Origin of the sequence: Escherichia sp. KTE31, from assembly GCF_000407925.1 — a bacterium.
GTDB classification, from domain to species: domain Bacteria; phylum Pseudomonadota; class Gammaproteobacteria; order Enterobacterales; family Enterobacteriaceae; genus Escherichia; species Escherichia ruysiae.
In genome coordinates this window covers 732,770-750,650 of the sequence record NZ_KE136722.1, presented here as the reverse complement: position 1 = coordinate 750,650, position 17,881 = coordinate 732,770, and the positions used below count along the sequence as shown (strand labels likewise).

The 17,881-nt window shown below is 51.9% G+C and carries 17 protein-coding genes; 7 read left to right on the top strand and 10 right to left on the bottom strand.

Features of this window, described 5'->3' with window-relative positions:
- The first annotated feature begins 82 nt into the window (after positions 1 to 82).
- The 4 genes from nadC to hofC all read left to right on the top strand — a co-directional run bounded on the left by nadC (position 83) and on the right by hofC (position 4,206).
- Entirely contained in the window at positions 83 to 976 is an 894-nt protein-coding gene (gene nadC / locus WES_RS17305) for a carboxylating nicotinate-nucleotide diphosphorylase (protein WP_001135151.1), read from the top strand.
- Positions 977 to 1,178: 202 nt separating this feature from the next.
- Positions 1,179 to 1,619, top strand: coding sequence for a prepilin peptidase-dependent pilin (gene ppdD, locus WES_RS17310; RefSeq protein ID WP_000360898.1), 441 nt, complete (start codon positions 1,179 to 1,181; stop codon positions 1,617 to 1,619).
- A 9-nt stretch (positions 1,620 to 1,628) separates the two neighbouring features.
- Positions 1,629 to 3,014, top strand: a complete 1,386-nt coding sequence (gene gspE / locus WES_RS17315; protein ID WP_001027404.1) for a type II secretion system protein GspE — start codon at positions 1,629 to 1,631, stop codon at positions 3,012 to 3,014.
- A complete protein-coding gene (gene hofC, locus WES_RS17320) occupies positions 3,004 to 4,206 on the top strand; it encodes a protein transport protein HofC (protein WP_016159379.1) in 1,203 nt (400 codons plus the stop codon). The genes gspE and hofC overlap by 11 nt, the downstream gene beginning before the upstream one ends.
- A 34-nt stretch (positions 4,207 to 4,240) precedes the next feature.
- Here hofC and guaC read toward each other — a convergent pair whose 3' ends face one another.
- Positions 4,241 to 5,284: a GMP reductase gene (gene guaC / locus WES_RS17325; RefSeq protein WP_001217350.1), complete on the bottom strand. Its 1,044-nt coding sequence runs from the start codon at positions 5,282 to 5,284 to the stop codon at positions 4,241 to 4,243.
- A gap of 224 nt (positions 5,285 to 5,508) precedes the next feature.
- On the opposite strand from guaC, the gene coaE reads away from it, so the two are divergent.
- From coaE to yacG, 3 genes are read left to right on the top strand one after another with little or no spacing between them, the layout of a single operon-like run.
- A complete protein-coding gene (gene coaE / locus WES_RS17330) occupies positions 5,509 to 6,129 on the top strand; it encodes a dephospho-CoA kinase (RefSeq protein WP_016159380.1) in 621 nt (206 codons plus the stop codon).
- On the top strand, positions 6,129 to 6,872 hold the full coding sequence (gene zapD / locus WES_RS17335) for a cell division protein ZapD (protein ID WP_001194741.1): 744 nt from the start codon (positions 6,129 to 6,131) through the stop codon (positions 6,870 to 6,872). The genes coaE and zapD overlap by 1 nt, the downstream gene beginning before the upstream one ends.
- A gap of 9 nt (positions 6,873 to 6,881) precedes the next feature.
- Positions 6,882 to 7,079: a DNA gyrase inhibitor YacG gene (gene yacG, locus WES_RS17340; RefSeq protein WP_000005033.1), complete on the top strand. Its 198-nt coding sequence runs from the start codon at positions 6,882 to 6,884 to the stop codon at positions 7,077 to 7,079.
- 98 nt (positions 7,080 to 7,177) lie between these two features.
- On the opposite strand, the gene mutT is transcribed toward yacG, so the two are convergent.
- From mutT to murC, 9 genes are all read right to left on the bottom strand, one after another.
- Complete coding sequence (gene mutT / locus WES_RS17345; RefSeq protein WP_000736052.1) at positions 7,178 to 7,567, bottom strand: 8-oxo-dGTP diphosphatase MutT; 390 nt, start codon at positions 7,565 to 7,567, stop codon at positions 7,178 to 7,180.
- Positions 7,568 to 7,626: 59 nt separating this feature from the next.
- Positions 7,627 to 10,332 (bottom strand): preprotein translocase subunit SecA, encoded by a 2,706-nt coding sequence (gene secA, locus WES_RS17350; protein ID WP_000905811.1) that lies wholly within the window; start codon positions 10,330 to 10,332, stop codon positions 7,627 to 7,629.
- A gap of 61 nt (positions 10,333 to 10,393) precedes the next feature.
- Positions 10,394 to 10,906 carry a secA translation cis-regulator SecM gene (gene secM / locus WES_RS17355; RefSeq protein WP_000014328.1) on the bottom strand — a complete coding sequence of 171 codons (513 nt, stop codon included), beginning with the start codon at positions 10,904 to 10,906 and terminating at the stop codon, positions 10,394 to 10,396.
- Positions 10,907 to 11,137: 231 nt separating this feature from the next.
- Positions 11,138 to 12,055, bottom strand: a complete 918-nt coding sequence (gene lpxC, locus WES_RS17360; protein WP_000595482.1) for a UDP-3-O-acyl-N-acetylglucosamine deacetylase — start codon at positions 12,053 to 12,055, stop codon at positions 11,138 to 11,140.
- A gap of 100 nt (positions 12,056 to 12,155) precedes the next feature.
- Positions 12,156 to 13,307 (bottom strand): cell division protein FtsZ, encoded by a 1,152-nt coding sequence (gene ftsZ, locus WES_RS17365; RefSeq protein ID WP_000462777.1) that lies wholly within the window; start codon positions 13,305 to 13,307, stop codon positions 12,156 to 12,158.
- 60 nt (positions 13,308 to 13,367) lie between these two features.
- Positions 13,368 to 14,630, bottom strand: a complete 1,263-nt coding sequence (ftsA, locus tag WES_RS17370; RefSeq protein ID WP_000588474.1) for a cell division protein FtsA — start codon at positions 14,628 to 14,630, stop codon at positions 13,368 to 13,370.
- Positions 14,627 to 15,457, bottom strand: coding sequence for a cell division protein FtsQ (ftsQ, locus tag WES_RS17375; RefSeq protein ID WP_000075731.1), 831 nt, complete (start codon positions 15,455 to 15,457; stop codon positions 14,627 to 14,629). The genes ftsA and ftsQ overlap by 4 nt, the downstream gene beginning before the upstream one ends.
- Before the next feature lies 1 nt (position 15,458).
- Positions 15,459 to 16,379 (bottom strand): D-alanine--D-alanine ligase, encoded by a 921-nt coding sequence (gene ddlB / locus WES_RS17380; protein ID WP_016159381.1) that lies wholly within the window; start codon positions 16,377 to 16,379, stop codon positions 15,459 to 15,461.
- Positions 16,372 to 17,847: a UDP-N-acetylmuramate--L-alanine ligase gene (gene murC, locus WES_RS17385; protein WP_001096081.1), complete on the bottom strand. Its 1,476-nt coding sequence runs from the start codon at positions 17,845 to 17,847 to the stop codon at positions 16,372 to 16,374. The genes ddlB and murC overlap by 8 nt, the downstream gene beginning before the upstream one ends.
- Positions 17,848 to 17,881 lie beyond the last annotated feature (34 nt).

Sequence of the window (17,881 nt, the reverse complement as noted above, 5' to 3'; positions counted from 1 at the left end):
ATCTCCTTATATGTGGTGCTAATACCCGGTTCAGAGTAGCATGTTTCTACCTTATGATTCGTTAGCTATCTGGAGTTTTAACATGCCGCCTCGCCGCTATAACCCTGACACCCGACGTGACGAGCTGCTGGAACGCATTAATCTCGATATCCCCGGCGCGGTGGCTCAGGCGCTGCGAGAAGATTTAGGCGGAACAGTTGATGCCAACAACGACATTACGGCAAAACTTTTACCGGAAAATTCTCGCTCTCATGCCACGGTGATCACCCGCGAAAATGGCGTATTTTGCGGCAAACGCTGGGTTGAAGAGGTGTTTATTCAACTGGCAGGCGACGATGTCACCATTATCTGGCATGTGGATGATGGCGATATCATCCACGCCAATCAACCCTTGTTCGAACTTGAAGGCCCATCCCGCGTGCTGTTAACGGGCGAACGCACGGCGCTCAATTTTGTGCAAACTCTTTCCGGGGTTGCCAGTAAGGTTCGCCACTATGTCGAATTACTGGAAGGCACCAACACGCAGTTGTTGGATACGCGCAAAACCTTGCCGGGTCTGCGTTCGGCTCTGAAATACGCGGTACTTTGCGGCGGCGGAGCGAATCACCGTCTGGGGCTTTCTGACGCCTTCCTGATCAAAGAAAACCATATTATTGCCTCCGGCTCAGTGCGTCAGGCGGTCGAAAAAGCGTCCTGGCTGCACCCTGATGCGCCAGTAGAAGTCGAAGTAGAAAATCTGGAAGAACTTGATGAAGCCCTGAAAGCAGGTGCCGATATCATCATGCTGGATAACTTCGAAACAGAGCAGATGCGCGAAGCCGTCAAACGCACCAACGGCAAGGCGCTACTGGAAGTGTCTGGCAACGTCACCGACAAAACACTGCGCGAATTTGCCGAAACGGGCGTGGACTTTATCTCCGTCGGTGCACTAACTAAACACGTACAGGCACTCGATCTCTCAATGCGTTTTCGCTAATTCCTGACAGATTTATCCGCTCCGTAGCGGGCGGATAATCTTCCCTTCCCCAACTTTCTTCGTAACGCCTCGCAAATTTCTTGTCTTTCGCTGCAACGTAATAAAAAACCCCGGAAGCCACCTTCCCGTTTCGTTTTTTGCCCCTCGCCTGTACCGATGGCGTTTGCCAAAGTAGCGCCAACGAAATCAAGGAGCGAAACAGATGGACAAGCAACGCGGTTTTACACTTATCGAACTGATGGTGGTTATTGGCATCATTGCCATTTTAAGCGCCATCGGCATTCCCGCTTATCAGAACTACCTGCGCAAAGCAGCACTCACCGACATGCTACAAACCTTTGTGCCTTACCGTACTGCCGTAGAATTGTGCGCGCTGGAACATGGTGGATTAGACACCTGTGACGGCGGTAGCAATGGTATCCCCTCGCCCACCACCACTCGCTATGTCTCTGCCATGAGCGTGGCGAAGGGCGTGGTGTCTCTGACCGGGCAAGAAAGTCTTAATGGTTTAAACGTCATCATGACACCGGGTTGGGATAACGCAAACGGCGTCACCGGCTGGACGCGCAACTGCAATATTCAAAGTGACAGCGCATTGCAGCAAGCCTGCGAAGATGTCTTCCGCTTTGATGACGCAAACTAAGGAGCGGCAATGAATATTTCACAGCTCACCGCCCTGTGTCTGCGTTATCAGGGAGTCTTGCTGGATGCCAGTGAAGAGGTGGTTCATGTTGCGGTAGTCGATGCGCCTTCGCATGAATTCCTCGATGCCTTACATTTTGCCACCACTAAACGCATTGAGATCACCTGCTGGACGCGCCAGCAAATGGAAGGCCATGCCAGCCGCTCACAACAAACGTTGCCCGTAACCGTTCAGGAGAAACATCAGCTCAAGGCAGAGTTGCTGACCCAAACGTTACAATCTGCGCTGGAACAACGCGCGTCTGATATTCATATCGAACCAGCGAACAGCGCCTACCGTATCCGCTTGCGTATCGACGGCGTGCTGCATCCTTTACCAGATGTTCCACGGGATGCCGGAGCCGCATTAACCGCCAGATTAAAAGTGCTGGGAAGCCTGGATATTGCGGAACATCGCCTGCCGCAGGACGGGCAATTCACTGTCGAACTGGCAGGGAACGCCGTCTCATTTCGTATTGCAACCTTGCCATGTCGGGGCGGTGAAAAGGTGGTATTACGGTTGTTACAGCAGGTAAACCAGGCGCTGGATGTCAACACGCTGGGAATGCAGCCGTTACAACTGGCGGACTTTGCTCATGCCCTACAGCAACCACAAGGACTGGTGCTGGTAACAGGGCCAACCGGAAGCGGAAAAACCGTCACGCTTTATAGCGCCCTGCAAACGCTGAATACCGCTGATATTAATATTTGTAGCGTCGAAGATCCGGTTGAGATCCCCATCGCCGGGCTAAACCAGACGCAAATCCATCCACGTGCCGGTCTTACCTTTCAGGGCGTTTTGCGCGCGTTATTACGCCAGGACCCCGATGTCATCATGATCGGAGAGATCCGCGATGGCGAAACGGCAGAAATCGCCATTAAAGCCGCGCAAACGGGTCATCTGGTATTGTCCACGCTACACACTAATTCCACCTGCGAAACGCTGGTGCGTTTACAGCAAATGGGCGTTGCTCGCTGGATGCTTTCATCGGCGCTCACGCTGGTGATAGCCCAGCGGCTGGTACGCAAACTTTGCCCGCATTGTCGCCTGCAGCAAGGGGAACCCATCCATATTCCCGACAATGTATGGACATCGCCGCTGCCCCGCTGGCAAGCACCCGGTTGTAGACACTGCTACCACGGTTTTTATGGTCGCACGGCCTTGTTTGAAGTTCTGCCTATAACACCGGTCATACGTCAGCTTATTTCCGCTAATACCGACGTTGAATCGCTGGAAACGCACGCCCGACAGGCGGGAATGCGCACGCTTTTTGAAAACGGCTGCCTGGCCGTGGAGCAAGGCTTAACCACCTTTGAAGAGTTAATCCGCGTATTGGGGATGCCGCATGGCGAGTAAGCAACTCTGGCGCTGGCATGGCATAACTGGCGACGGCAATATGCAAGATGGGATGCTATGGGCAGAAAGCCGTACTTTGTTGATTTTTGCGCTACAGCAACAGACGGTTACCCCACTGCGTCTGAAGCGAATCGCCATCAATCCTGCACAGTGGCGAGGAGATAAAAGCGCGGAAGTCATTCATCAACTGGCGACGCTACTCAAAGCCGGCTTAACCCTTTCTGAAGGGCTGGCGCTGCTGGCGGAACAGCATCCCAGTAAGCAATGGCAAGTATTGCTGCAATCGCTGGCGCACGATCTCGAACAGGGCGTTGCCTTTTCCAATGCCTTATTACCCTGGTCAGAGGTTTTCCCACCGCTCTATCAGGCGATGATCCGCACGGGTGAACTGACCGGTAGGCTGGATGAATGCTGCTTTGAACTGGCGCGCCAGCAAAAAGCCCAACGTCAGTTGACCGACAAAGTGAAATCAGCGTTGCGTTATCCCATCATCATTTTAGCGATGGCAATCATGGTGGTTATGGCAATGCTGCATTTTGTTCTGCCGGAGTTTGCCGCTATCTATAAGACCTTTAACACCCCACTACCGGCGCTAACACAGGGGATCATGACGCTGGCAGACTTTAGTAGTGAATGGGGCTGGTTGCTGGTGTTGTTCGGCTTTCTGCTGGCGATAGCCAATAAGTTGCTGATGCGCCGCCCTACCTGGCTTATCGCGCGGCAGAAATTGCTGTTACGCATCCCGATTATGGGTTCCCTGATGCGGGGACAAAAACTCACGCAGATTTTTACGATTCTGGCGCTGACACAAAGTGCAGGAATTACTTTTTTACAAGGGGTTGAGAGCGTCAGAGAAACAATGCGCTGCCCGTACTGGGCGCAACTTCTGACACAAATCCAGCACGATATCAGTAACGGTCAGCCCATCTGGCTGGCGCTAAAAAATGCCGGTGAGTTTAGCCCACTCTGTTTGCAATTAGTGAGAACAGGAGAGGCATCCGGCTCGCTGGATCTCATGCTGGAGAATCTCGCCCACCATCATCGGGATAACACGCTGGCGCTGGCAGATAATCTTGCAGCCTTACTGGAACCGGCGTTGCTGGTCATTACAGGAGGAATTATCGGTACGCTAGTGGTGGCAATGTACCTGCCAATTTTCCATTTAGGCGATGCGATGAGTGGGATGGGATAACGCTGGCGTGGTGATCCACGCCAGCATTGGGAGATTACAGGTTATTGAAGATACGGTTTTCTTGTTCCTGCACACGGATAAACGTGGTGCGCTTGGTCAGCTCTTTCAGGCGTGAAGCCCCAACGTATGTACAAGCTGAACGCAGACCGCCTAAAATATCACGCGCGGTATTTTCAACCGGACCACGCAGCGGCAGCTTAACGGTTTTACCTTCTGCAGCGCGATATTCTGCAACGCCGCCAACGTGGCGTTTCATCGCAGACTCGGAGCTCATGCCGTAGAACAGCATAAATTTCTCGCCGTTCTCTTCTACAATGCGACCACCACTCTCTTCGTGGCCTGCCAGCATACCGCCGAGCATCACGAAATCAGCACCGCCGCCAAAGGCTTTCGCGACATCGCCCGGTGTGGTGCAGCCACCATCGCTGACGATCATCCCGCCCAGACCGTGCGCGGCATCGGCACATTCGATTACCGCAGAAAGTTGCGGATAACCGACGCCTGTTTTGACGCGAGTTGTACAGACAGAACCTGGGCCAATGCCAACTTTAACGATATCGGCACCGGAGAGGATAAGCTCCTCACACATTTCACCAGTCACTACGTTGCCAGCACAAATGGTTTTGGTCGGCCACGCTTCACGCGCTTTCGCAACGAACTGCACGAAGTGTTCGGAATAACCATTCGCCACGTCAATACAAACGAAGTTTAATGCCGGGTTCAGGTCGAGAATTTGTTTGGTTTTTTCGAAATCCGCATCAGACGTGCCGGTAGAAACCATCACATGTTTCAGCACATCACCGGAAGAATTGTTGATAAACGCTTGCCACTCTTCGACAGAATAGTGTTTATGCACAGCGGTAAGAATATCAAAAGAAGCCAGCGCAGAGGCCATGGAAAAAGTGCCTACGGTGTCCATATTCGCGGCGATAATCGGCACGCCGGACCAGCTCTGACCTGAATGTTTGAAGGTGAATTGACGCTCCAGTTCAACATCGGAACGACTTTTAAGAGTAGAACGTTTAGGACGGATGAGGACGTCTTTAAAACCTAACTTCAGATCTTCTTCAATACGCATGTGCGGATTCCTGGGGTTAATGGCTATAAGGATAAGAGCGCAACTCCAGTGACGCTATCATACGCACTAATCGATGTGGCGCAAGACTGCGAAATTGTCTTTTTTTACGCTACAATCCCATAAATTTACCTGGTAAATAATGAGCGAATGTTCCATCAATTTCGCTTTTGTACGCTCATTTTTAACATTTTGATAATCATGATGAATTCCCGGGAATATAAATTATGAGGTATATAGTTGCCTTAACGGGAGGCATTGGCAGTGGCAAGAGTACCGTTGCAAATGCGTTTGCAGACCTCGGAATTAACGTCATTGATGCCGATATTATTGCGCGTCAGGTGGTTGAACCAGGTGCACCTGCGCTACGTGCCATTGCTGAACACTTTGGCGCTGACATGATTGCTGCTGATGGCTCATTGCAGCGCCGGGTCTTGCGCGAGCGGATCTTCGCCAACCCGGAAGAGAAAAACTGGCTTAACGCCCTGATGCATCCGCTGATTCAGCAGGAGACGCAACGTCAGATCCAGCAGGCAACTTCCCCCTATATACTGTGGGTTGTGCCATTGCTGGTAGAAAACTCACTGTATAAAAAAGCGAATCGTGTGCTGGTGGTGGATGTCAGCCCAGAAACGCAACTTAAGCGTACCATGCAGCGCGATGATGTTACTCGCGAGCATGTCGAACAAATTCTTGCTGCCCAGGCAACGCGCGAAGCCCGTCTTGCCGTGGCAGATGACGTCATTGATAATAACGGCGCACCGGATGCTATTGCATCGGATGTTGCCCGCCTGCACGCACACTATTTGCAGCTTGCGTCGCAGTTTGTCTCACAGGAAAAACCGTAATGCAGACCCAGGTCCTTTTTGAACATCCACTAAATGAAAAAATGCGTACATGGCTGCGCATTGAGTTTTTAATTCAACAACTCACCGTAAATTTACCCATCGTTGACTACGCTGGCGCTCTGCATTTCTTCCGTAATGTCAGTGAATTGCTGGATGTTTTCGAGCGCGGAGAAGTGCGCACTGAGCTATTGAAAGAGCTTGACCGCCAGCAACGTAAACTCCAGACCTGGATTGGCGTGCCAGGCGTTGATCAGAGCCGTATTGAAGCATTAATTCAGCAGTTAAAAGCAGCGGGTAGCGTGTTGATTTCTGCGCCGCGTATCGGGCAATTTCTGCGTGAAGACAGGCTGATTGCCTTAGTGCGTCAGCGTCTGAGCATACCTGGCGGCTGTTGTAGCTTTGATTTGCCCACTTTGCATATTTGGCTACATTTACCACAGTCACAGCGTGACAGCCAGGTAGAAACCTGGATTGCCAGCCTGGACCCGCTCACCCAGGCACTTACCATGGTGCTGGATCTGATTCGCCAGTCGGCTCCTTTTCGTAAACAAACCAGCCTGAACGGTTTTTATCAGGATAATGGCGAAGACGCTGATCTGCTGCGGCTGAATCTGGCGCTTGATTCACAGCTTTATCCGCAAATTTCCGGTCATAAAAGCCGTTTTGCGATTCGTTTTATGCCGCTGGACAGTGAAAATGGTCTGGTGCCAGAGCGCCTGGATTTTGAACTGGCTTGCTGCTAAGGAGTTACGATGTCAGAAACTATTACGGTGAATTGCCCAACCTGCGGGAAAACTGTGGTGTGGGGTGAAATCAGCCCGTTTCGGCCATTTTGTTGCAAACGTTGTCAGTTGATCGACCTCGGAGAATGGGCTGCTGAAGAAAAACGAATCCCCAGCAGCGGCGATCTTTCTGAGAGTGATGACTGGAGCGAAGAGCCAAAGCAGTAACATTTTGTCTGATGCCGCACGTAGGCCTGATAAGACGCGCCAGCGTCGCATCAGGCATCTTGTGCAAATGTCGGATGCGGCGTGACGCCTTATCCGACCTACAGACGCTTAAGCTTCGCAATTACCGGTTCATTGGCTGGAGGAAAATCATCGGCATTAAGACCGACTAGCGACATCCACTCACCGGGTTGCCCTTCTTTACCCCACGGCTCCCCTTCCCAACCTTCGACCAGCCAGAACCACAGAGTGATATGCCTGTCCGGGAATTCATATTCCAGTTTTTCAAATAGCGAAAAATGTTGTGGGGTAATCCCGACTTCTTCCTGAAGTTCACGCACCACCGCTTGTTCCGGTGTTTCGCCCATTTCAATTTTACCGCCAGGAAACTCCAGCTTATTCGCCATGTGCGCATCTGCGGCACGACGAGTAATAAAAATTTCGTTGTTTTTATTGCGAATGATACCCACCGCAATTTGCAGCTTTTTCATTGTCTTAAACCTATAAAAAAGGCGCAGAATCCTGCGCCTTTTATGTCAACTGTTAGCTTTTATTGCAGGCGACCATGGCACTGCTTATATTTTTTACCAGAACCGCACGGGCAAGGATCGTTACGTCCTACTTTGCGCTCGCCAGTTTGCGCCGCCAGCGCAGCTGCGGCTGCAGAGTCGTCATCCTGATGGCTCAGCTGCTGCATTTGCGCTAAACGCTCGGCTTCCATACGACGCTGTTGTTCCAGCTCTTCAACTTCTTCCGGCATACGCACCTGGACTTTGCTCAGCGTGCTGATAACTTCATATTTCAGCGATTCCAGCATCGCTGCAAACATGGAGAACGATTCACGTTTGTATTCCTGCTTCGGATCTTTCTGCGCATAGCCACGCAGGTGGATACCCTGACGCAGATAATCCATCGCCGCCAGGTGCTCTTTCCACAGGGAGTCGAGCGTTTGCAACATCACGCCTTTCTCGAAGTGACGCATCATCTCAGCGCCAACCACTTCTTCTTTACGCTGATACACTTCAATGGATTGCGTCAGAATACGTTCACGCAGCGTCTCTTCATGCAGTTCAGGCTCTTTGTCCAGCCACTCGGCAATCGGCAAATCGAGGTCGAAATCGTTTTTCAGACGTTCCTGCAGACCCGGAATATCCCACATTTCTTCCAGTGACTGTGGCGGAATGTAGGCATCGATGGTCGCTTTGAACACATCTTCACGAATGCTGTTGATGGTTTCGCTCACATCGCTGACATCCAGCAGTTCGTTACGCTGGGAGTAAATGGCGCGACGCTGGTCGTTAGCCACGTCATCATATTCCAGCAGTTGCTTACGAATATCGAAGTTACGGCTTTCAACTTTACGCTGGGCGTTAGCAATCGCTTTGGTCACCCACGGGTGCTCAATGGCTTCGCCTGGTTTCATCCCGAGTTTACGCATCATGCCGGAAACGCGATCAGAGGCGAAAATACGCATCAGCGCATCTTCCATCGACAGGTAGAAACGGGAAGAACCGGCATCCCCCTGACGACCAGAACGACCGCGCAGCTGGTTATCGATACGACGAGATTCGTGACGTTCGGTGCCGATGATATGCAGACCACCTGCCGCCAGTACTGCGTCGTGACGCACCTGCCAGTCGGCTTTGATTTTTTCAATTTGCTCTGCGGTCGGGTTTTCCAGCGCGGCAACTTCTGCCTGCCAGCTACCACCGAGCACAATGTCAGTACCACGACCCGCCATGTTGGTCGCGATAGTCACCGCTGCCGGATAACCTGCCTGAGCAACAATCGCCGCCTCGTTGGCGTGGAATTTGGCGTTCAGGACGTTATGTTTGATACCGGCTTTAGTCAGCTCGTTTGACACCAGCTCCGATTTTTCAATGGAAATAGTACCCACCAGCACCGGCTGGCCTTTCGCGGTACGTTCTTTGATATCTTCAATGATCGCCTGAATTTTTTCCGCTTCAGTCATGTAGACCAGGTCCGGCAGATCTTTACGAATCATTGGACGGTTGGTCGGAACAACGACGGTATCCAGCTTGTAGATGGAGCTGAATTCGAATGCTTCGGTATCAGCAGTACCGGTCATCCCCGCCAGTTTTTCATACAGACGGAAGTAGTTCTGGAAGGTGATAGAAGCCAGCGTCTGGTTTTCGTTCTGGATCTGCACACCTTCTTTGGCTTCAACGGCCTGGTGCAGGCCATCGGACCAGCGACGTCCCTGCATGGTACGACCGGTGTGTTCGTCAACGATGATAACTTCGCCATCTTTAACGATGTAATCGACGTCACGGGTAAACAGTGCATGAGCGCGCAGCGCCGCCGTTACGTGGTGCATCAGCATGATGTTGGCCGGAGAGTACAGTGACTCACCTTCCGCCATGATGCCTTCTTTCACCAGCAGTTCTTCAATCAGCACCAGACCACGTTCGGTCAGGTTCACCTGGCGAGATTTTTCATCAACCGAGAAGTGGCCTTCGCCCTGGAAGGTTTCGGAGTCTTCTTTTTCCTGACGGATCAGGTGCGGAATGATTTTGTTCACTCGCTTATACATTTCCGAGCTGTCTTCAGCCGGGCCGGAAATGATCAGCGGCGTACGTGCTTCATCGATCAGGATGGAGTCCACTTCGTCCACCAGCGCATAGTGCAGTTTACGCTGTACACGTTCTTCAGGGCTGAATGCCATGTTGTCGCGCAGGTAGTCGAAGCCGTATTCGTTGTTCGTACCGTAAGTGATGTCAGCCGCATAGGCTTCACGCTTTGCCGGCGCAGGCATTCCCGGCAGGTTGACGCCGACAGTCAGGCCGAGGAATTCAAACAGCGGACGGTTGTTTTCAGCGTCACGTTGCGCCAGATAGTCGTTGACGGTAACAACGTGCACACCTTTACCGGTTAATGCGTTCAGGTAAGCAGGCAGCGTTGCGGTCAGGGTTTTACCTTCACCAGTACGCATTTCCGCGATGCAACGTTCATTAAGAACCATACCGCCGAGCAACTGTACATCGAAGTGACGCATACCAAAGACGCGCTTACTTGCTTCACGCACGACTGCGAAGGCTTCCGGGATCAGATTTTCCAGCACTTCGCCTTTTTCCAGGCGCGCGCGAAACTCTGCGGTTTTTCCCTTCAACTCTTCGTCGGAGAGTTTTTCCATCTCCGGTTCCATGGCATTGATGACATTGACGACTTTGCGCATCCGGCGCAGGGTACGATCGTTACGACTACCGAAAACTTTAGTTAATAATTTGATTAGCATAATAAAATCTCAAACGCCCCGCGTTGCGGAGTTAATAAAATGAAGTAAAGGTTTATTGTTGTTAGCTGAAGCGTTGAGGGCCTGCACGGATGCCTTGCGCCAGGCTTATCCAGACGGGCGTGCTAAATGTTGTTTGCGGGGTAAAATGCGCATAATCAATGCGATAATCATTTTCAGACGGCGTGCCTTCCTGAGTCAGCAGCGCGCTGAGCGTATCCAGTAAAGCAAGATGTTGCGCCTGAAGAGGCAGAGATTCTTCGGCAACAGGCAGCGTTTGCGGCGCCATTGCAAAGGAAAGATGACGGATTACCGTGCGAATTGCGTGCTGATGCCAGTAATCAACGGAATAGTTTGAGTTCGGGCGGCGCGTGTTCGCTTCCAGCAAAGCCAACTGGCTAAAGTTAACTTTGGCGGAAGGCTCGTGGTTGCGAGTTGTCGCTTTTGCGGGCGCGTTCGGCTCGGCGGCATTGCTGAGCGCAGGCAAACCTAAACTCGCCGCGACCATCCCTAATAAGAGATGCGGCCAGAAGTAGCGTTTACCAAACTGTCGCCAGCGCGTCAGTATTCCACTCACGTTATTGCCATCCCGATCGTATTCAAACGTATTTAGCGCACAAATCTTATCATTAAAGCCCGAAGTCCACAGCAGGAATGAAGATGAGTTGTGCGTAAAAGTGCTTAAGAAAACAGCGTTCGCACCGTTTCTTATCGCTCTTATAAAATTCAAAAAAAAAACGACTGGTTCACCTGGCCGGAGAGAGTGCCAGATTTGCCAGTCGAATTTTATACGACAGTATAAATGTCGTTATGCCAGTACTGCTGAAGGCGCTTTGAAGGCCAACGGCAGTTCTGCGTCGTCCTGGAAGGTCACATATTCCCAGGCTTCCTGTTTTGCCAGGACAGCCTGCAACAATTTGTTATTCAGTGCATGACCGGATTTATAAGCGGTAAATGCACCAATAATGTTGTGACCGCACATGAACAAGTCACCGATCGCGTCGAGCATTTTGTGACGCACAAATTCGTCTTCAAAACGCAGGCCGTCTTCGTTCAGTACGCGATAATCGTCAACAACGATGGCACAATCGAAACTGCCGCCCAGGCACAAACCACGAGACTGCAGGTATTCGATATCACGCATGAAACCGAACGTACGCGCACGGCTGATCTGGCGCATAAATGCATCAGCAGAGAAGTTCATCGCATAACGTTGATTGCTGGAATCGATAGCCGGATGGTTGAAATCGATGGTGAAATCCAGCGAAAAACCATTGTACGGCTTAAATTCAGCCCACTTATCGCCATCTTCGACACGAACAGTCTCTTTGATGCGAACAAATTTCTTGGCGCAGTTCAGCTCGTCGATACCAGCATCAAGCAGCAGGTAAACAAACGGAGCGGCACTACCGTCCATGATCGGGATTTCCGGTGCGTTAACTTCGATAACGATGTTATCGATGCCTAAGCCCGCGAGCGCAGCATTCAGGTGCTCAACGGTTGAAATCCGTACATCATGCTCGTTGACCAGACACGTACAGAGCATGGTATCACGCACAGATTTGGCATCGGCCGGAAAATCTACCGGTGGATTCAAGTCGGTGCGACGATAGATGACCCCGGTGTTGGCCGGCGCAGGGCGTAACGTCAGAGTGACTTTCTTGCCGGTATGTAAACCGACACCCGTCGCCTGAACGATACGTTTAAGTGTCCTTTGTTTGATCATCGTATTATCTCGCCAAATTACCTATCCAACCGAAGTGTACTATACATTCGGCAGGCCAGTTTAGCACAAAGAGCCTGGTAACCCAAATTCCAGCTTAATCTTAGTCAGCTTGCTTACGCAGGAAAGCAGGGATATCCAGATAATCCGGCTCTTTCGCGGTTTGCGGCGTATTGTCGTTCACCACTTTAGCTACCGGTTTCTGCTCTTGCGTCAGCGGTGCCATACCATGCTGCTGGTAACGATCCATCACTGGCTGCTGAACTTGTTTATTGGTCACCAGAGTGATTTCAGGACGTTTGTCCATGCCGATACCTGTTGCAACCACGGTTACACGCAGTTCGTCGTTCATATCCGGGTCAAGAGAAGTACCGATAACCACAGTTGCGTTATCCGAAGCAAATGCACGGATGGTGTTACCTACGGTTTCGAACTCATCCAGACGCAGGTCGAAGCCCGCCGTGATGTTAACCAGCACGCCGCGCGCACCAGACAGGTCGATATCTTCCAGCAGCGGAGAAGAGATAGCCATTTCAGCCGCTTCTTCCGCACGATCTTCACCGCTCGCCACGCCAGAACCCATCATTGCGTAGCCCATTTCAGACATCACGGTACGTACGTCTGCAAAGTCCACGTTCATCAGACCCGGACGAGTAATCAGTTCGGCGATACCCTGAACTGCGCCTTTCAGCACATCGTTCGCGGCGCCAAACGCATCAAGCAGGGAGATACCGCGCCCCAGCACTTTCAGCAGTTTGTCGTTCGGGATGGTGATCAATGAGTCCACATGCTTGGACAATTCAGTGATCCCCTGCTCCGCGAAGGCCATACGCTTCTTGCCTTCAAAGTTGAAAGGCTTAGTCACGACAGCAACGGTCAGGATACCCAAATCTTTTGCCACTTCAGCAACGACCGGCGCAGCACCTGTACCAGTACCACCACCCATACCTGCTGCAATAAATACCATGTCTGCACCTTCCAGCGCCGCACGCAGTGCATCGCGATCCTCATCAGCCGCATTACGGCCAACTTCTGGATTAGCGCCAGCTCCCAGTCCTTTGGTGATACCACTACCGATCTGAATCGTCTGCCCAACCGCCGTTTTACGCAGCGCCTGTGCATCGGTATTTACCGCGAAAAATTCAACACCTTCAATGCGCTCACGCACCATGTGCTCAACAGCATTACCGCCGCCGCCGCCGACGCCGATGACTTTAATCACCGCGTCGTTGGTAAGTTCCATTGGTTCAAACATAGTTTCTCTCCGATATGTGCCTGTCGCCTGAGGCCGTAATCACCGTCGACCTCATAAAAATTAAAACTCTTTTCGCAGCCAACTATTGAGTCGCTTGATCCACGAGCCAACTGATGCTGTAACACGTTTTTCTACTTCCGCTTCACCGTTAAGATGTGACTCTTTCCCGTAGTGAAGCAATCCCACAGCCGTCGAGTAATACGGCTCCTGAGCATAATCAGTTAAACCGGTGATATTCAGCGGCGCGCCAATACGCACCTGCGTATGAAACACGCGCTGAGCGCAGGCGGCAAGTCCTTCGATCTGCGCCGCGCCACCGGTTAATACAATGCCCGCCGCCAGGTGATGTTTCACGCCTTGTTGGCGAAGCTTTTCCTGCAGCTGCAATATCTCTTCGTTGACCAGGTTGAGCAACTCGGTATACCGTGGCTCAATCACCTCCGCCAGCGTCTGACGTTGCAAACTACGCGGTGGTCGCCCACCTACGCTCGGCACTTCCACGCTCTCATCTTTACCGACGATGGAACCCAACGCGCAGCCATGGCGAACTTTAATCGCTTCGGCGTCGCTTGGCGGCGTGCCAAAGGCATAGGCAATGTCGCTGGTCACCACATTGCCAGCATAAGGAATTACCTTGGTGTGGCGCAATGCCCCACCGGTATAAACGGCGATATCCATTGTACCACCACCGATATCGACGACGCAGACTCCCAATTCACGTTCGTCTTCCGTCAATACCGAATAACTTGATGCCAGTCCGGCAAATATCAGTTGGTCAACTTTCAGCCCACAACGTTCAACCGCTTTGACGATGTTTTTCGCCATATCGTTGTGACATGTGATCAGGTGCACTTTTGCCTGCATTCGCACGCCCGAAAGTCCTACCGGATTTTTGATCCCTTCCTGATAGTCAATGGCATACTCTTGCGGGATCACATGCAGCACACGATGCTCATCGCGCACACGCACCGATTTCGCGGTATGGACGACGTTTTCCACATCTTCTTGCGTCACTTCTTCTTCAGAAATGGGCACCATACCAATTTCATTCTGGCAGCTGATGTGCTTACCAGAAAGCGCCAGGTATACCGAAGAGATCTGGCAATCAGCCATCAATTCTGCCTGGTCAATAGCGCGTTGTACGCATTTGACCACAGATTCGAGGTCGTTAACCCCGCCTTTATCCATACCACGTGACGGGCAGCTGCCCACACCAATGATATTGACCATACCGTCGGGCAGAACTTCCCCTACTAAAGCGGCAACCTTCGCGGTGCCGATCTCCAGTCCTACTACCAGTTTTCTGTCCGTCGCCTTGATCATTGTTGTTCTGCCTGTGCCTGATTTTGTTGCTGAGTAGATTCCTCCGGCGGCAAGGGCGCCCAGCCTACTGCCGCTCCAGAGTCATAACGCAAATCAACGTAGCTAATCCGTTTGCCATCGGTTTGCGCCTGCTGCTGTAAAACCGGATAAAGTTCTACAAAGCGAGCCAAACGTTTCATCGTATCGCCCCGGCCAAGGTTGAGCTTAATATCGTTATTCAGCGTCAACTGCCAGGAACGCCGCGCGGTCATTGCCGCTTCCTTCAGAGTAAATCTGTCCTTTGCCAGCATTTGCCCCATTTCGCGATAACCCTGCAACACTTCATTGGCGCTGCCTTCCGGGCCATACAACATCGGGAGCACCTGCTTGCTGGTGCGATCTGGCGGCACGCTGAAGGTGTTTCCTTCGGCGTCTACCATATGTTGATCATTCCACCGCGCAATCGGCACATATTCAACCAGATGAATCTTCAATTCATCAGGCCACTGCTTTCTGACGCTCACCTGCTTAATCCACGGCAGGCGTTGTTCAATTTGCGTCTGGATGATGTTGACATCCTGAGTCATAAAAGTACCCGGCTCACCCAATGCCAGGATCGACTGCCGGATATCGTCATTACGCGTGTAATGCCGTTCACCGGTCAACACCAGCTTTGAGAGCGGCAGGCGTTGCGCATCTTCCATCCAGCCCAACACGACCCAGCCGCTCACCAACACAGTCGTTAAAACCGTCAGCAGGAAAAGTATCCCCGCCAGACGCGTTCCATTATTGCGGTGAGAAGAAATTTCTTCTTCACTGTTTCGCGTGTTCAGAGCAGCCTGCGACATATTAGTCCGCCAGTTCCAGAATTCGTACTACCAACTGCGAGAAGCTTAAGCCTGCCTGACGTGCCACCATCGGCACCAGACTGTGGCTGGTCATACCCGGAGAGGTATTGGCTTCCAGCAGATAAAACTGTCCATCGCTGTCCAGCATGACGTCAATACGCCCCCATCCTTTGCAACCTAACGTCGTCCATGCTTTCAGCACTAATGCCTGCAAATTGGCCTCTTGTGCCGCTTCTAAACCTGCGGGGCAGAAATACTGTGTCTCATCAGAGAGATACTTCGCCTCATAATCATAGAAGGTTCCGGCGGATTGAATACGTATTGACGGTAAAATTTCTTCACCGAGTATCGCAACCGTGAACTCCGGCCCACTTAACCATTTTTCAATCAATACTTCTTCATCGTGCTGAAATGCCAATCTTAATGCATCTTGTAGAGCATTTTCTGCTACTACTTTTGACATTCCCACGCTGGAACCTTCGCGGCTCGGCTTAACGATTAATGGTAAACCCAGGGCAGAAATTTCGGCTAACTGCTTATCGTTAAGGCCTTTTTCAAACTCTGCGCGGGTTAACGCCACCCACGGAGCGACCGGTAAACCGGCACCTTGCCACAGCAGTTTGCTGCGTAGTTTATCCATTGAAAGCGCAGATGCCATCACTCCGCTGCCGGTATAAGGCAGTCCCATCAGCTCAAGCATCCCCTGCAATGTGCCGTCTTCACCGCCGCGCCCGTGCAGAGCGATAAATACTTTCTGAAATCCCATCGATTTCAGTTGCGTCACGTCAACTTCTTTAGGGTCAACAGGATGTGCATCGACGCCGCCTTCGCGCAGCCCGGCTAACACAGCAGCGCCAGAATTCAGAGAAACTTCCCGCTCTGCGGAGGTCCCGCCCAACAGAACCGCGATTTTATCAGTCATGTTGTTCTTCCTCCGGAGTTTGCGGCTTCAGTTTGATTTCAGCTAAAGAACGGGCAATTTTTCCAATATTACCCGCACCCTGCACGAGAATCAGGTCGTTACCGGTTAATACTGGTGCTAACATCTCGGCTACCTGCGCCGGATCTGGCACCAGAATAGGATCAATTTTCCCACGTCCACGAATCGTGCGGCACAGCGAACGGCTATCCGCTCCCGGAATCGGTGCTTCACCTGCCGGATAAACTTCCAGCATCAACAGGGTATCAACCTGAGTCAGTACATTGGCGAAATCGTCATACAGGTCGCGAGTACGGGTAAAACGGTGCGGCTGAAACAGCATTACCAGGTTTTTATCCGGCCAGCCTGCACGAGCCGCCTTTATGGTGGCGTCCACTTCTGTCGGATGGTGACCGTAGTCATCAACCAGCATTGCTGTACCGCTTTTACCGTTGACCGGCTCCAGCGGGAATTCACCGAGGAAATCGAAGCGACGACCGGTTCCCTGGAAGCTCTCCAGCGCACGCAGAATAGCATCGTCGTCAATCCCCTCTTCCGTAGCAACCGCAACCGCAGCCGCCGCGTTCAGCGCATTATGACGACCAGGCGCGTTCAGGGTAACGCGCATCGGCTCTTTGTCCTGGCGCAGCAGCGTAAAATGCCCCTGCGGGCCAATCTGCTGGTAATCTTCTACACGCACATCGGCATCTTCGCTGAAGCCGTAAGTCGTGATCTGACGCCCCACGCGCGGTAACAATTCGCGGATCACCGGATCGTCAACACACATTACCGCACGACCGTAAAACGGCAGGTTGTGCAGAAAATTAATAAAGGTCTGTTTTAAATTCTCAAAGTCGCCCTGGTAGGTATCCATATGGTCGGCTTCGATATTGGTGACAATCGCCACCATGGGTTGCAGATGCAGGAACGATGCATCGCTCTCATCTGCTTCGGCAATCAAATAGCGACCATGACCTAAGCGCGCATGAACGCCAGCAGCTTTTACCAGCCCACCGTTAACGAAAGTTGGATCGAGACCCGCTTCCGCATAGATGCTGGAAACCATCGCGGTGGTTGTCGTTTTGCCATGCGTTCCGGCAATGGCGATGCCATGACGAAAACGCATTAACTCAGCCAGCATTTCCGCGCGACGGATCACCGGAATACGCGCTTCATGAGCGGCAACAATCTCAGGGTTGTCGGCAGAAATTGCACTGGAAACAACGACCACGCTGGCGTCGCGCACGTTTTCCGGGCGATGGTTGAAGTAAATCGTCGCCCCCAGATTCATTAACTGCTGCGTGACCGGATTTGGCGCTAAATCTGAACCACTGATCTGATACCCTTCATTGGCCAGAACTTCGGCAATACCGCCCATACCGGCACCACCGATGCCGACAAAGTGAATGTGCCGAACGCGACGCATTTCGGGCACGATGTAACGCAGTTTTGCCAATTGTTGTGTATTCATTCTTTACGCCATTAACTTCTCAAATTCATGCGAT

What these genes read in the sequence shown, in the direction of transcription:
- ftsA (WP_000588474.1), bottom strand. Translation starts at nt 14,630, where the DNA reads ATGATCAAGGCGACGGACAGAAAACTGGTAGTAGGACTGGAGATCGGC.
- ddlB (WP_016159381.1), bottom strand. Translation starts at nt 16,379, where the DNA reads ATGACTGATAAAATCGCGGTTCTGTTGGGCGGGACCTCCGCAGAGCGG.
- hofC (WP_016159379.1), top strand. Translation starts at nt 3,004, where the DNA reads ATGGCGAGTAAGCAACTCTGGCGCTGGCATGGCATAACTGGCGACGGC.
- yacG (WP_000005033.1), top strand. Translation starts at nt 6,882, where the DNA reads ATGTCAGAAACTATTACGGTGAATTGCCCAACCTGCGGGAAAACTGTG.
- lpxC (WP_000595482.1), bottom strand. Translation starts at nt 12,055, where the DNA reads ATGATCAAACAAAGGACACTTAAACGTATCGTTCAGGCGACGGGTGTC.
- ftsQ (WP_000075731.1), bottom strand. Translation starts at nt 15,457, where the DNA reads ATGTCGCAGGCTGCTCTGAACACGCGAAACAGTGAAGAAGAAATTTCT.
- nadC (WP_001135151.1), top strand. Translation starts at nt 83, where the DNA reads ATGCCGCCTCGCCGCTATAACCCTGACACCCGACGTGACGAGCTGCTG.
- mutT (WP_000736052.1), bottom strand. Translation starts at nt 7,567, where the DNA reads ATGAAAAAGCTGCAAATTGCGGTGGGTATCATTCGCAATAAAAACAAC.
- secA (WP_000905811.1), bottom strand. Translation starts at nt 10,332, where the DNA reads ATGCTAATCAAATTATTAACTAAAGTTTTCGGTAGTCGTAACGATCGT.
- gspE (WP_001027404.1), top strand. Translation starts at nt 1,629, where the DNA reads ATGAATATTTCACAGCTCACCGCCCTGTGTCTGCGTTATCAGGGAGTC.
- zapD (WP_001194741.1), top strand. Translation starts at nt 6,129, where the DNA reads ATGCAGACCCAGGTCCTTTTTGAACATCCACTAAATGAAAAAATGCGT.
- coaE (WP_016159380.1), top strand. Translation starts at nt 5,509, where the DNA reads ATGAGGTATATAGTTGCCTTAACGGGAGGCATTGGCAGTGGCAAGAGT.
- murC (WP_001096081.1), bottom strand. Translation starts at nt 17,847, where the DNA reads ATGAATACACAACAATTGGCAAAACTGCGTTACATCGTGCCCGAAATG.
- ppdD (WP_000360898.1), top strand. Translation starts at nt 1,179, where the DNA reads ATGGACAAGCAACGCGGTTTTACACTTATCGAACTGATGGTGGTTATT.
- ftsZ (WP_000462777.1), bottom strand. Translation starts at nt 13,307, where the DNA reads ATGTTTGAACCAATGGAACTTACCAACGACGCGGTGATTAAAGTCATC.
- guaC (WP_001217350.1), bottom strand. Translation starts at nt 5,284, where the DNA reads ATGCGTATTGAAGAAGATCTGAAGTTAGGTTTTAAAGACGTCCTCATC.